This window comes from Agrobacterium sp. 22094 (assembly GCF_052046015.1).
Taxonomy (GTDB): domain Bacteria; phylum Pseudomonadota; class Alphaproteobacteria; order Rhizobiales; family Rhizobiaceae; genus Agrobacterium; species Agrobacterium cavarae.
The window spans coordinates 2,053,854-2,066,394 of the sequence record NZ_JBQEPX010000001.1 but is presented as its reverse complement, the minus strand read 5'-3'; the positions used below and the strand labels follow the sequence as shown (position 1 = coordinate 2,066,394).

Below are 12,541 nucleotides of genomic sequence, written 5' to 3'. Positions count from 1 at the left end.
GTTTCGATTTATGCCACATACCCATGTGCCGTCTCATCGTTGAGGCTGCAGAGAATTTTGCCTCGCATCCAACGCGAGGCTCTCGAAAAGGGTGACGTGAAGTGGCAATCTGGCTGGAGCAATCCTCTTCTGATTTCGAACAGGCTTTCGCCGCGTTCCTGACGACGAAGCGCGAGGTTTCGGAAGATGTGAACGCTGTCGTTCGTGATATCATCGAAGATGTTCGAAAGCGTGGGGATGAGGCGCTGGCCCATTACTCGCTGAAGTTCGACGGGCTGGATTTCTCGAAGATCTCGATGCGCGTCACGGAAGCGGAAATCGACGCCGCCCTTGCGGAAGTCGATCCTGCCGTTCTCGATGCTTTGAAGTTTGCAGCCCAGCGTATCGAAAAGCACCATGCGCGGCAGATGCCGAAAGACGATATCTACGAAGACGATATCGGGGTCGGCCTCGGTTCCAGATGGACGGCGATTGAGGCTGTCGGTCTTTACGTTCCAGGCGGCACGGCAAGCTATCCAAGCTCGGTGCTGATGAATGCCGTTCCAGCCAAGGTCGCAGGCGTCGAACGCATCGTCATGGTCGTTCCCGCCAATGCCGGCAAGATCAATCCGGCGGTGCTAGCGGCAGCGCGCGTCGCAGGCGTTGAGGAAATATACCGCATCGGTGGTGCACAGGCTGTCGCAGCGCTTGCCTACGGCACTCAGACCATTGCACCCGTCGCCAAGATCGTCGGACCGGGCAACGCCTATGTGGCTGCGGCCAAGCGCCATGTGTTTGGGACGGTCGGCATCGACATGATTGCCGGACCCTCCGAAGTCTTGGTGATTGCCGATAGACACAACGATCCGGATTGGCTCGCGGCCGATCTTCTGGCCCAGGCAGAACATGATCCGGGCGCTCAATCCATTCTGATCACCGATGATGCGGAGCTGGGCCGCGCTGTCGAAAAGGCTGTCGAGCGCCAATTGAAGCAGCTTTCCCGTTCGCAGACCGCCACCGCCAGCTGGCGCGATTTCGGCGCGATTATCCTGGTGGATGATCTTGCCGCCTCTATCCCGCTTGCCAACCGCATCGCCGCTGAACACCTGGAACTTGCCGTCGATGACCCCGATGCGCTGATGGCGGGTGTTCGCAATGCGGGCGCCATCTTCGTCGGCCGCTATACGCCCGAAGTGATCGGCGACTATGTCGGCGGATCGAATCACGTCTTGCCCACCGCCCGCTCGGCACGCTTCTCGTCCGGTCTTTCGGTCCTTGATTTCGTGAAGCGCACGTCGATCCTGAGACTAGGCCCGGATCAGCTGCGTCAGCTCGCACCCGCTGCCATCACGCTTGCCAATTCCGAAGGGCTCGATGCGCATGCACGGTCTGTCGGCATTCGCCTCAATCCGGAAGGGTAGCAGATGGCGGCAGGCGACTTCAGACTCTGCGACGTGGTGCTGGATGAGAGTATCGGCCGGTCCACGCCTGATGTGGAGCATGAGCGCGCCGTCGCGATCTTCGACCTGATCGAGGAAAACATCTTTGAGCCGATTGGGCATGTGGGCGGGCCGTACCGGCTGAATATCTCGCTGGTGGATGCAAAGCTCGTCTTCTCCATCACTACGGAGGAGGGGACAGATGTGGCCACGCACATTCTGTCGCTGACGCCCTTCCGCCGCATCATCAAGGATTATTTCCTGATCTGCGAGAGCTACTACGAAGCGATCCGGTCTTCGACGCCCAGCCAGATCGAGGCGATCGATATGGGCAGGCGCGGTATCCACAATGATGGATCGCAAACGCTGATGGATCGTCTTTCGGGCAAGATCAAGATGGACTTCGATACCGCACGCCGCCTCTTTACCCTCGTCTGTGTCCTTTATTGGCGAGGCTAGGCATGGAAGGTCCGGCCGCTCCAGACTTGAAAGACAAGGCCCCGCGCGCCATATTATTCATGTGCGGCATGAACTCCATCCGTTCTCCCATGGCAGAGGTCATCGCCAAGCAGATCGTCGCTCCCGGCATCTATATCCAGTCCGCAGGCGTCAGGGCAGGCGATCGCGATCCCTTCGTCGATGCGGTTCTGGACGAAGCCGGCCTGACGCTTGGCAAGCACAAACCGCGCACCATGGATGAGATCGAGGACGACTTCTTCGATCTGATCATTACCTTGACGCCAGAGGCCCATCACGCCGCACTCGAGTTGACGCGGTACAATGCGCTCGACGTCGTCTACTGGCCGACCATGGATCCGACGGTTGAAACGGGCTCCAGAGAGCAGAGGCTGGAAGCCTATCGCGAGGTTCGCGATCACCTGAAAAAGCTCATTTCCGAGCGCCTGCCGCAACGCGCGCAGCCATTTTCGGAAACGCTTTAAAGCGGACGACAATTTAGGTTCACAAATGTGCGGCGATTGTGTAGTTTCCGCGCAATTTTCCCGGGCACTTTACGCCTGGCATCATCAACAGGAAGAAACAAACCTATATGACAAAAGAAGAAGTTCTTGAATTCCCGGGCGTCGTGACCGAACTCCTGCCCAATGCGACGTTCCGTGTGAAGCTGGAAAACGAGCATGAGATCATTGCTCACACGGCGGGACGCATGCGCAAGAACCGTATCCGTGTTCTGGCTGGCGACAAGGTCCTGGTCGAAATGACCCCTTACGACCTCACCAAAGGCCGCATCACCTACCGTTTCAAGTAATCGCCCGATAGATCGGACGGCTGGCAGAGCATGACAGACCCAAAACAAAAGCTGATTCTGGCTTCCGGATCGCCACGCCGTCTTGAGCTCCTGCATCAGGTGGGTATCGAGCCCACGCGCCTGATGCCGATGGACATCGACGAAACACCCGCACGCCTCGAACATCCCCGCACACTCTGCCGCCGCCTGTCTTTGCAGAAGGCACAGGCCGCTCACAAAGCGGTCAAGGGCGAACTGGCCTGGCGGGATGCCTATATTCTCGGTTCCGATACGGTGGTCGCCGTCGGTCGCAGGATCGTTGGCAAGGCCGAATATATCGAGGACGCTTCGGCGGCGCTCCATCTCCTCTCCGGCAGAAGCCACTGGGTCTATACGGGCATCTGCCTGATCACCCCGAACGGCAAGGTGCGTCAGAAGGTGGCCGAAACCAAGGTCCGCTTCAAGCGTCTGTCGCAGTTCGAAATTGAAAACTACATCGCGTCCGGCCAATGGCGCGGCAAGGCTGGCGCCTACGCTATCCAGGGTATCGCCGGCTGCTTCGTCCAGAAGCTGACGGGCTCCTACACCAATGTCGTGGGACTGCCGCTTTACGAAACGGCCGCCCTCCTGGCGGGCGAAGGCTTCGAAGTCACGTCGGGCTGGCAGGAAGGCTGAGAAGCATGACGTCGGATCCTAAAGTTACGCCTCTTCGCAAGGCACAGCCATGCCCCGAATGCGGCATGCCCTCGACCCGCGAAGATTATCCATTCTGTTCCGATCGCTGCCGGTCGCTTGATCTATCCCGTTGGCTGAACGGCTCCTATGCCATTCCCGTCACCGATGACGAGGAGCTTGCGGACAACCAGCGCCGCACGGATAACGACAGCGATTATTAAGCGTGGCTTCGGCTGCTACCGCAGCCGCTTTCGCTTTGCGAGGGCGCTGACGCAATGCGAGTTCAGCCGGACTCTATCAACCCGCTCTGAGCTGAGCGACCGCCAGAAGCGTATCCGCACTGATGGAGGCCGACCGTCCCAGGAGGCTGAGCGACGTTGAGGTCGGACCGTTCTTCTGCGTATCGTAAAGCGCGGTAAATCGTTTGACGATCTTGTCGACATAGTCCGGATCGCCGAGCTTCCCAACATCGATGTATTTCTTCACCAGATCGGCTTGCTTGGCCACGTCGATATTGCCAATGGCAGTCGGCAGATTGTAGGCGGTCTTGAAAAAGGTGAAGAGCGCCTTGTCGCTGATGATGGAGTAGGGACTCGTAATTTCCGGTGCCTTGCGCTTGAAGTACAGCGCCAGGCGAACGCCGTCATTCTGCTCGCCCTGCTGCACTTCCAGTGTCTGCTGCAGATACTGGTTGGTCGTCTCCAAAATCGCGCCGCGCTGCTGAACGCCCTCGGCAGCCGTAGCATCCAACTGTCCCTTGGCGCTGAAATTGAAGGACGCGACGATTTCTGCAAACTTGCCGTTGCTCTGTGTGTTAACGAAGCTCTTTGGATCGGAAAGGTCCGACTTGAACATCCTGCGCAGATCGGTGGCCGTCACCTCTTTCGGGTCGAGACCATTGGCTTCCAGCACGAATTTGGTCAGCCGGCTATCCGCCAGGAACTGATCGGCGGTTTTGATCCCGGCAATCGTCGAGGTGTAGTAGGCGATTTCCTTGTCCGCGGCCTTGGACGCATTTTCCTTGGCTGTACCGGTCAAAGCTCGGAGCTTTACGGCTTTGTAGTCTGCAGTCACCTGGGCCACCATGCGCTGCGACTGCGCGGTCAATGGTGCCTCCGTTCCCCCATCGGCGGTGAAATTGAAGGCCTTGACGAGGTTGACATAGCGGTCGTCGTCCAGCCTGTTGACGTAGCTTTTCTTGTCGGTCACGTCGCTTGAGAGGATTTTCTTGAGTTCGGATTTGGAGACCTCATCCGGATTGATGCCGAAGGCGCGCAAAGCCACGTCCCAGACTTCGCTGACCTCGTCGTTCTTCTTGTCGTCGTCTTTCTTGTTGGAGACGAAGAAGTCGTCCAGCTTCGTCATCTTGGCGATGCGGGTCTCGTAATTGGTGACCGCATCCGCGATCTTCTTGTCCGCGTCCTTCCTGAACTCAGTTGTGTACTGCTTTGCTACCGCTGACATCTGTGCGGGCGTCTGCGCGCTCGTGCCGGCAGGAAGAGTGCCATCGCTGGAAAACTCGAAGGCGTCGAGCAGCTTGGTGTTGCCGTAGGTCTGAGCGAAGTTTTGGCTATACATCAGGCTCGCCACGCTGCTTGCAAGCATGGTGGGGTTGAGGCCGAAAGCCGTTTTGACGTAAGCGACGAGACGGCTGTCCTTGACGAGATCCTGCGCACTCTGGACCTGGGGAACATGCTTGTCCCAGTAGCGCTGATTGGCATCCAGCAATGTGGCCGACGGATAGGTCGACATGCTGGCAACGTAATCGAGCTTCAGATCTTCCGTCTGGTCGGCGGATTGTGCCTGGCCGTTGACCGTGCCGTCCGCATTAAAATTGAAGAACCCCGTGAGCTTTTTCCAGGCAGGATTTTTCGCCTGGTTGGCAACGCTGTCGGGATCGGCGAGATCGCTTGTCAGAACCTGTTTCAGATAGGCCTTGGAGGTGAAGGTCGTATCGAGGCCGGCCGAATCTAGGACATAGGTGCGAAGCCGCGTGTTGTTGACCAGATCGTCGACATTGGTGATTGCGCCGATCTTCGAGGCGAAATACGCAGCCTCGGTCTTGATATTGGTCTCTTCGGTCTGGAATGAGGCCTTGTAAGCATCGGTCGTGCTATCGGCCTGCGCCGTGCTCTGCGCTACCTTGGCATCGCCGTTGAAGTTGAAGGCCTGGGCCATTTGGAGGTAGCGCTTGTCGGTCAGCGTATTGGCAAAACTCTTGGTGTCGCTGAGATCGCTGTCCAGCACCTTGCGCATGAAGGCTTTGCCGTAGGTCATTTCCCCAAGACCATAGGCCTGCATCGCATAGGAATAGAGACGGTAATCGCCGAGCAAGTCGTCGACAGTCTTCACCTTGCCGATATTGGCTTCGTAATATTCGGTATCGCGCTTGACCGGAGCCTGGCTCTCGACCTTGGAGAGAGAGGCCTTCATATCCCGATTGACGGTGAGATAACTGCTGTATGTCGACAGAACCATGACGAGCCCTAGTTCGTTGAAGACCCTTCATGGTCGACGGATACGCGGTCATGGCGCAAATGTTGAACTCGATCATATTACAAGATGACGGTTGACCAAAGCTAAAAATCCATTTCAGTCCATCGAAATGCGGAAATTGCGGGCTTTTTGCGCCTCGTCGGGTCTCGCGCCCATTGCTCACCCTGTCTCCATTCTCGCGCAAGCTTGACCCATTAAGCCTCGGTCGTTGATCTGCGTCCAACGGGTCGGCAAGGCCTTTTCATGATGGAAAGGGTCCGGACGTCCTGCCGGTTCTCATGATGAGATGGAGTTAGAATGGCTACCCCGCCCAGCGTAATGCCACTTCCGAAAGTCGCCCCCAGAGGGCGCGACATTGGGTTTGCAGCGGGCATCGTTGCCATTTTGTGCATCCTGTTCCTGCCGATCCCGCCTTTTATCATCGATATGGGACTGGCATTCTCGATTGCCTTCTCCGTGCTGATCCTGATGGTGTCGCTCTGGATTCATCGTCCGCTCGACTTCTCCTCCTTCCCGACGATCCTGCTGATTTCCACCATGATCCGTCTCGCGCTCAACATTGCGACGACGCGCGTGATTCTGTCCCATGGTCACCAGGGCCACGATGCCGCCGGCGGCGTGATCGCCGGCTTCTCGAGCCTCGTCATGTCCGGCGACTTCGTCATCGGTCTGATCGTCTTCCTCATCCTCATCGTGGTGAACTTCATCGTCATCACCAAGGGTGCCACGCGTATCGCCGAAGTCGGCGCGCGCTTCACCCTGGACGCCATCCCCGGCAAGCAGATGTCGATCGATGCGGATTTGTCCGCCGGCATCATCAATGAGAAGGAAGCGCAGCTTCGCCGTCGCGAACTGGAAGAAGAAAGCTCCTTCTACGGTGCGATGGACGGTGCGTCGAAGTTCGTGCGTGGCGACGCCGTCGCCGGCCTGCTCATCACCATGATCAACATTTGCGGCGGCATCATCATCGGTGTCTTCCGTCACGGCATGCCGGTCAGCGAAGCGGCGGACGTTTTCGTCAAGCTCTCCGTCGGTGATGGTATCGTCTCGCAGGTTCCGGCGCTGATCGTTTCGCTCGCGGCCGGTCTTATCGTCACGCGCGGCGGCACGCTCGGCTCCACCGATACTGCCGTCATCAACCAGTTGAGCGGCTATCCCAAGGCGCTTTCCGTCGCTGCCGGCTTGATGTTCATTCTTGCCCTCGTTCCGGGTCTGCCCTTCATTCCCTTCATGTTCCTCAGCGGCCTCTTGGCACTGGGTGCCTGGTTCATTCCTCGCCAGCTGCAGCGCGAACAGGATGTTGCTCGTGCGGAAGAAGACCAGAAGGCAGCTGACGCCACGCAGGCCGAAAGCGAGACGGTGAAGAGCGTTCTGCGCACCACGGAAATCGAGCTCGCACTTGGCAAACAGGTCTCGCCACGCCTTCTTGGCGCGCACCAGGAGCTGGGCTTCCGGGTGGGCAAGATGCGCAAGAAGTTTGCCGCGCAATACGGTTTCGTCGTGCCTGAAATCAAAGTCACCGACGATATCGCCATTCCCGACAAATCCTACCAGATCCGCATTCACGGAACGACGGTTGCGGCCAATACGCTGCGCGTCGGGGAAGTGCTGGTCATCACCGGCAAGGGCAGACGTCCATCTGTTCCAGGTGACGATGTCAGAGAACCCGCTTTCGGCATGCCAGCGGTTTCGGTGCTGGAGCATTTCGTCGAAGATCTGCGACGCGAAGGCTTCCACCCGATCGACAACATTTCCGCGCTTCTGACGCATGTCAGCGAAGTCATCCGCAACAACCTGCCGATGCTTCTCTCCTACAAGGACGTCAAGGTCCTGATCGACCGGCTCGATCCAGAATACAAGAAGCTCGCCGACGAGATCTGCTCGTCGCACATGTCCTATTCCGGCCTTCAGGCAATCTTAAAGCTTCTTCTGGCAGAGCGCGTTTCCATCCGAAACCTGCACTTGATCCTCGAAGCCGTGGCGGAACTGGCCCCACATCTGCGCAAGACCGAACAGATCGTCGAGCATGTCCGTATCCGTATGGCGCAGCAGATTTGCGGCGACCTCTCCGACAATGGCGTTCTGCGCGTCCTGCGCCTCGGCACCAAGTGGGACGTCATCTTCCAGCAGGCGCTGAAGCGCGATCCGAAGGGCGATGTCATCGAATTCGATATCGATCCGCGCCAGGTGGAAGAGTTCTCCAACGAGGCGACCCAAGTAATCCGTGAATACATGGATGTCGGCCTGCCATTCGTGCTTGTCACGCTGCCGGAAACGCGCGCATATGTAAGAATGATTACGGAACGACTCTTCAGCACCTTGCCGGTGCTGTCACATGTCGAACTGGCAAAGGGTACGGAAATCAAGATCCTCGGCTCCATTTCATGATCTCTGACCCGCAAGGAACCATCATGGCGCTGTTCCTGGCTTTCTGCCGGATCGGTTCCTGCCTCATGGCGATGCCTGGCTTTTCCTCTGCCAGGCTTCCTGTCCAGATCAGGCTCTTCCTTGCGCTGACGCTTTCCATTGCCCTACTGCCGCTGCTCTGGGATGTCATCTATCCCGTCACGCAGGGCAACACGGTGACGTTCTTCCGGGCCATGCTCTATGAGACTTTCATCGGCACGATGTTCGGCCTGATCGCCCATCTCTATCTCTTGGGAATGCAGTTTGCCGCAACCGTTATGGGCACGGCCATTTCCTTCACCGGCCCGCCCGCGCAGGATGTGCTGGAAGATACCTCCGAAAGCCAGCTTGCGGCCATGCTGACATTCGGCGTGTTGCTCGTGCTGTTCATTCTGGATTTTCACCACGTCATCTTCAAAGCGCTGGTGGAATCCTACTCGTCGATCCCGCTCGGCGGACCGATCTCAGCCCAGCGCATGCTGATCACGCTGACCGATACGCTCGTGGCCTCGATGAATGTGGCGATCCGGGTGGCAAGCCCCTTCATCCTCTTCGGCTTTCTGTTCAACGTGGCGATCGGCCTGATCAACAAGCTCGCACCGCAGATTCCGGTTTACTTCATCTCTACCCCCTATGCTTTGGCCGGCGGTCTGCTGCTGCTCTATTTCGGCATTGCCGCGGTGATAAACCAGTTCGTCAATGGCTTCTTCCTCGTTTTCTCGAACATGTGAGTGAGATGGCGGATCTTTCCAAATCCAAGAAACTCGACAGGCTGGTGAAGGTGCAGGGGCATCTGACGAAGATGGTCGAGAATGAACTTGCCATCACCACGCGTGAGCGCGCCGAGCTTGCCGAGAAGATCGAGACACTGTCCGGCTATCTGACCTCCTATGATCCGCTGCATCAGGACATGCTGAAGCACTACGTCATGCGACACAGCCGTCTGATGGCCCGCGATGTCCGTCTTGAATCCATCCAGGAAGCGCAGGAAACGCAGCTTCTGAAGGAAACCAAGAAGGGCGAGAAGCTGGAAGACAAGCGCGACAGCGCCCGCGAGGACGAGGCGAGGGTGCGTGACGACAACAGCATCTATGAGCTGATCGATCTGCAGATCAGCATGAAGGCCTCCAGCCTCCAGCAAGGTTAGGCGCCTATCGTCATCCGATCAAAACGGAAAGGATGACGACGTGGCGATTTCTCCTCCAAGCGATCTTGTGCTTGATGTGGTCAATGCGGCCGACCCGATGCAGGTCTCCGCGGCCCGTGAAAAGCTGCGCGCGGTGAGCGCGACGCGGGAAGCTTCGGTCCTGACTGCCAGCAATGCCGGCTTTGAGTCCGCGATCAACAGTATCGAGACACCAGCAAGCAAGGCGGGCCTCGGAAACATCCACAGGCCGGAGCATCACGAAAAGATCCCTGAAACCTACCGCAAGTTCGAGGCGAGCGTTCTCAACACGTTTATCCAGAACATGATGCCATCCGATACCGAAGAGGTTTATGGCAAAGGCTCAGCAGGCGAGTTCTGGAAAGGCATGATGTCCGAGCAGATGGCCGACGAGATGTCCAAGAAGGGCGGCATCGGCATCGCCGAGCAGGTCTATTCGCAGGCGCTGCAGCGCCAGCGCAATGCCGCCCCCGTCTCTGCCGTTAATGAAGACGACAAGAAGATTGCCATGAGCATGGTCACTGACTTCCAGCGACGCATCTTCTCCGACACCGAAACCAAAAAAACCAATAGCTGAGTCAGGCGGAGCGCTGAAGTAACATGGAAATTGTCAACAACGACTACAGAATTCAGGCTGTGCTTGGTCGTCTCGAAGCGGTCATCGACAACGAGAACGCTAGGATCGGCAAAGAACCTGACTTCGACTTCAAACTGTCGAACGCCCATAAGAGCCGTTGCCTCTACGAACTCACCATGCTGATCCGCGACGTCGAAAGCCCGAAGATCGCCGAGGTGCATCGTCAGCAGATCCTCGACATCAAGGAAAAGCTCGCCATCAATACCCGCCGCGTCGAAGCGAGCATGAAGGCCGTCAAGGCGGTCGTTGAGCTGCTGAAGGACGCGCAGAAGAATGCCGAGGACGATGGCACCTATTCGCTGCAACAGTTCGCTCGTGAGGCGCAATGATAAAGCTGATTGCCACAGGGGTCCTGGTGCTTGTCATGACCCTTGGCGGCGTCTTCGCCGCCGTCAAGTTTGGCCAGCCCCCCGCGGATGATCACAAGGTCGATGCGCCGCCGCCGCCGCAATATGTGCAGGGCGATCTGATGACGCTGCCTGTCCTTTCCAATGGCGCGGTGGCCGGCTACTTCCTGATACGTTCTACGCTTCTGGTCGACTCCGTCATCATGAAGGACGTCAAGGCACCGATGACGGCTTATATGACGGACGAGCTTTTCGGCCTGCTGGTCGGCGACAAGATCCTCGACGTCAAGGAGGTCGGCAAGTTCGATGTCGCAGGCTTCAAGACCAAGATCAAAGACGGCATCAACGCCCGTATGGAAAAGCCGCTTGTCCGCGACGTGATGATCCAGCAGATGGATTACATCACCAAGGAGATCCTGGACGCCAGGGACTCCACCCGCAAGCCGCAGAAGATCGTGATCAACACCGATCCCGAGCCGCCAAAGGCGGCAGCAGCCAGCCCATCCCATTGACGACCATTAGCGGTCGGGCGTGTCGCGGTTCCCTCCGCAAACGCGTCTCGTCTTCTCAAGTCCGCCCGGTAAAGGAAGCTCCGTTCCCGGGCGAGCTTTATTAAGACCGCCTGTCCGACAGAGTGGAATCCATCTTCTCGGCGCGCGTTGGCAGAGGCCGCAATCGCGCATCGATGGTAGGGGGTGGCTGGATCTGGCGCCCGGCCTGCCGAGGCAGATGAAAAAGTGGACGTGACGGGCGTCGGCCAAGCGGCAGGCCGGCAGCTCAACTTTTCGGAACTCGTATCAATAAAAGGACCGCACCAGCGAGCCGACCAGCAGGTTCCAGCCATCGATCAGCACGAAGAACAATATCTTGAACGGCAGTGAGATCGAGGTCGGGGGCAGCATCATCATGCCCATGGCCATCGTGATCGTTGCCACCACCATGTCGATGACAAGGAAGGGCAGGATGACGAGGAAGCCGATTTCGAAGCCGCGGCGGATTTCAGACAGCATGAAGGCCGGCACGAGGATGCGATATTGCGGCTGCGTGCCATTCATCGTTTCCTGGCCGCGCTCGCTTGCAAGATCGACAAAGAGTGCAAGATCCTTCGGGCGCGTATTGGCAAGCATGAAGGTGCGGAAGGGTTCGGCGGCCCTCTCGATTGCCTGCGCCTCGGTAATCTGGTTCTGCATCATCGGCTGGATGCCATCGTTCCAAGAGCGCTCGAAGGTTGGCGCCATCACGTAGAACGTCATGAACATCGCCATGCTCGTCAGGATCATGTTGGATGGCGTCGTGCCAAGTCCCATGCCGGACCGAAGAATGGAAAAGGCGATGATGAAGCGGGGAAAGCTCGTGACCATGATTAGGATGCCGGGCGCGATCGAAAGGATCGTCAGCAATCCGAAGGTACGAATGATCCATGCCGCGGCGGAGCCGTCGACAGGCAGATTTAACAAATCTGCCGGTGACTGCTGCGCAAAAGCAATCCCTGGGATCAGGGCGAAAGCAATCAGGCAGATAAGGGTGCGAATCATTCTATCACGAAGGTTTTGAATAAAACCTTGGATACGCGCCCTTTCGTCCTGAGGTCAACGATCTCTCTCAGGTCATCCCTAAGATATTGAAAGCCACGCGGGCCCTGAATTTGCTGGAGAGGAACGGTTCTGATGTAGGCCATGAGCTCCTGATGGAGCTCCTGAACCACGGACGGGTCTGAAGGACCATTAAATTGCAGTGCAAGTTCGAGCCTTACCCAATTTTCGGCAGGATAACCGAGATTGGTGATGATCGGATCGAGGGAGACCAGGCTCGGACCTGCGGGCGCGCCATGGCCATCCTTGGCGGGCTCGCCATGAGCCTCGGCTTTTGGTGCTTCGCCATGCTCTGCCGCTGCTGCAACTTCCGCTGGAGCCTCATGGGCCGGTGCGGCCGCAGCCGGTGGGGCGGGCACAAAGAGCATCTTGCCGACGAACCAGCCCCCGCCAAGACCCAGAAGACACAGCACCGCGATCGCGCCGATGGCCGGGATAGGCGAGCTCTTCTTCGGTGTCGGTCCGTCAAGTGCCAACTGGTCGGTCATAGGTCTGTTGCCTGTTTCTCAATTTGTACCCGGCTGGACGAGACAACCTCATCTGCCATGTCGAACGCCTC

Annotated in this window: 15 protein-coding genes; 12 read left to right on the top strand and 3 right to left on the bottom strand. The window is 57.9% G+C overall.

Features of this window, described 5'->3' with window-relative positions; translation table 11 throughout:
- Positions 1 to 101: 101 nt before the first annotated feature.
- The 6 genes from hisD to yacG all read left to right on the top strand — a co-directional run bounded on the left by hisD (position 102) and on the right by yacG (position 3,560).
- Positions 102 to 1,400 carry a histidinol dehydrogenase gene (gene hisD, locus ACTJK5_RS10065; protein ID WP_113259926.1) on the top strand — a complete coding sequence of 433 codons (1,299 nt, stop codon included), beginning with the start codon at positions 102 to 104 and terminating at the stop codon, positions 1,398 to 1,400.
- A gap of 3 nt (positions 1,401 to 1,403) precedes the next feature.
- On the top strand, positions 1,404 to 1,877 hold the full coding sequence (locus tag ACTJK5_RS10060; RefSeq protein ID WP_062599327.1) for a UPF0262 family protein: 474 nt from the start codon (positions 1,404 to 1,406) through the stop codon (positions 1,875 to 1,877).
- A 2-nt stretch (positions 1,878 to 1,879) separates the two neighbouring features.
- Positions 1,880 to 2,359, top strand: a complete 480-nt coding sequence (locus ACTJK5_RS10055) for an arsenate-mycothiol transferase ArsC (protein WP_062426065.1) — start codon at positions 1,880 to 1,882, stop codon at positions 2,357 to 2,359.
- A 107-nt stretch (positions 2,360 to 2,466) separates the two neighbouring features.
- Positions 2,467 to 2,685, top strand: coding sequence for a translation initiation factor IF-1 (gene infA / locus ACTJK5_RS10050; RefSeq protein ID WP_027673809.1), 219 nt, complete (start codon positions 2,467 to 2,469; stop codon positions 2,683 to 2,685).
- 30 nt (positions 2,686 to 2,715) lie between these two features.
- Entirely contained in the window at positions 2,716 to 3,339 is a 624-nt protein-coding gene (locus ACTJK5_RS10045) for a Maf-like protein (RefSeq protein WP_062426064.1), read from the top strand.
- 5 nt (positions 3,340 to 3,344) lie between these two features.
- The gene (yacG, locus tag ACTJK5_RS10040) at positions 3,345 to 3,560 is read left to right on the top strand and encodes a DNA gyrase inhibitor YacG (protein WP_440612336.1); all 216 of its coding nucleotides are present in this window, start codon (positions 3,345 to 3,347) and stop codon (positions 3,558 to 3,560) included.
- 76 nt (positions 3,561 to 3,636) lie between these two features.
- Here the strand turns inward: yacG and ACTJK5_RS10035 are convergent, their stop codons facing one another.
- Entirely contained in the window at positions 3,637 to 5,817 is a 2,181-nt protein-coding gene (locus ACTJK5_RS10035) for a DUF1217 domain-containing protein (RefSeq protein ID WP_440612335.1), read from the bottom strand.
- Positions 5,818 to 6,132: 315 nt separating this feature from the next.
- Here ACTJK5_RS10035 and flhA point away from each other — a divergent pair, with 315 nt between their 5' ends.
- Genes flhA through ACTJK5_RS10005 form a run of 6 tightly spaced genes read left to right on the top strand, consistent with a single transcriptional unit; the run spans position 6,133 to position 10,902 of the window.
- Positions 6,133 to 8,223: a flagellar biosynthesis protein FlhA gene (flhA, locus tag ACTJK5_RS10030; protein WP_062426061.1), complete on the top strand. Its 2,091-nt coding sequence runs from the start codon at positions 6,133 to 6,135 to the stop codon at positions 8,221 to 8,223.
- The gene (fliR, locus tag ACTJK5_RS10025) at positions 8,220 to 8,972 is read left to right on the top strand and encodes a flagellar biosynthetic protein FliR (protein ID WP_062599331.1); all 753 of its coding nucleotides are present in this window, start codon (positions 8,220 to 8,222) and stop codon (positions 8,970 to 8,972) included. The genes flhA and fliR overlap by 4 nt, the downstream gene beginning before the upstream one ends.
- 5 nt (positions 8,973 to 8,977) lie before the next feature.
- Positions 8,978 to 9,388 carry a hypothetical protein gene (locus tag ACTJK5_RS10020; RefSeq protein ID WP_082447257.1) on the top strand — a complete coding sequence of 137 codons (411 nt, stop codon included), beginning with the start codon at positions 8,978 to 8,980 and terminating at the stop codon, positions 9,386 to 9,388.
- Between the two features lie 40 nt (positions 9,389 to 9,428).
- Positions 9,429 to 9,983: a rod-binding protein gene (locus tag ACTJK5_RS10015; protein WP_062438752.1), complete on the top strand. Its 555-nt coding sequence runs from the start codon at positions 9,429 to 9,431 to the stop codon at positions 9,981 to 9,983.
- A gap of 23 nt (positions 9,984 to 10,006) precedes the next feature.
- Positions 10,007 to 10,372, top strand: coding sequence for a hypothetical protein (locus ACTJK5_RS10010; RefSeq protein ID WP_062426057.1), 366 nt, complete (start codon positions 10,007 to 10,009; stop codon positions 10,370 to 10,372).
- Positions 10,369 to 10,902 (top strand): hypothetical protein, encoded by a 534-nt coding sequence (locus tag ACTJK5_RS10005; protein WP_062599332.1) that lies wholly within the window; start codon positions 10,369 to 10,371, stop codon positions 10,900 to 10,902. Before ACTJK5_RS10010 ends, ACTJK5_RS10005 begins: the two co-directional genes overlap by 4 nt.
- A gap of 285 nt (positions 10,903 to 11,187) precedes the next feature.
- Here ACTJK5_RS10005 and fliP read toward each other — a convergent pair whose 3' ends face one another.
- Positions 11,188 to 11,925 carry a flagellar type III secretion system pore protein FliP gene (gene fliP / locus ACTJK5_RS10000; RefSeq protein WP_062426055.1) on the bottom strand — a complete coding sequence of 246 codons (738 nt, stop codon included), beginning with the start codon at positions 11,923 to 11,925 and terminating at the stop codon, positions 11,188 to 11,190.
- Complete coding sequence (locus ACTJK5_RS09995; RefSeq protein ID WP_440612334.1) at positions 11,922 to 12,470, bottom strand: flagellar basal body-associated FliL family protein; 549 nt, start codon at positions 12,468 to 12,470, stop codon at positions 11,922 to 11,924. The genes fliP and ACTJK5_RS09995 overlap by 4 nt, the downstream gene beginning before the upstream one ends.
- Between the last annotated feature and the right edge of the window lie 71 nt (positions 12,471 to 12,541).

Excerpts from the sequence above, each read along its gene's own strand:
- yacG (WP_440612336.1), top strand. The coding sequence starts at position 3,345 with ATGACGTCGGATCCTAAAGTTACGCCTCTTCGCAAGGCACAGCCATGC.
- infA (WP_027673809.1), top strand. The coding sequence starts at position 2,467 with ATGACAAAAGAAGAAGTTCTTGAATTCCCGGGCGTCGTGACCGAACTC.
- ACTJK5_RS10045 (WP_062426064.1), top strand. The coding sequence starts at position 2,716 with ATGACAGACCCAAAACAAAAGCTGATTCTGGCTTCCGGATCGCCACGC.
- fliP (WP_062426055.1), bottom strand. The coding sequence starts at position 11,925 with ATGATTCGCACCCTTATCTGCCTGATTGCTTTCGCCCTGATCCCAGGG.
- ACTJK5_RS10035 (WP_440612335.1), bottom strand. The coding sequence starts at position 5,817 with ATGGTTCTGTCGACATACAGCAGTTATCTCACCGTCAATCGGGATATG.
- ACTJK5_RS10010 (WP_062426057.1), top strand. The coding sequence starts at position 10,007 with ATGGAAATTGTCAACAACGACTACAGAATTCAGGCTGTGCTTGGTCGT.
- ACTJK5_RS10005 (WP_062599332.1), top strand. The coding sequence starts at position 10,369 with ATGATAAAGCTGATTGCCACAGGGGTCCTGGTGCTTGTCATGACCCTT.
- fliR (WP_062599331.1), top strand. The coding sequence starts at position 8,220 with ATGATCTCTGACCCGCAAGGAACCATCATGGCGCTGTTCCTGGCTTTC.
- ACTJK5_RS10060 (WP_062599327.1), top strand. The coding sequence starts at position 1,404 with ATGGCGGCAGGCGACTTCAGACTCTGCGACGTGGTGCTGGATGAGAGT.
- ACTJK5_RS10055 (WP_062426065.1), top strand. The coding sequence starts at position 1,880 with ATGGAAGGTCCGGCCGCTCCAGACTTGAAAGACAAGGCCCCGCGCGCC.
- flhA (WP_062426061.1), top strand. The coding sequence starts at position 6,133 with ATGGCTACCCCGCCCAGCGTAATGCCACTTCCGAAAGTCGCCCCCAGA.
- ACTJK5_RS10020 (WP_082447257.1), top strand. The coding sequence starts at position 8,978 with ATGGCGGATCTTTCCAAATCCAAGAAACTCGACAGGCTGGTGAAGGTG.
- ACTJK5_RS09995 (WP_440612334.1), bottom strand. The coding sequence starts at position 12,470 with ATGACCGACCAGTTGGCACTTGACGGACCGACACCGAAGAAGAGCTCG.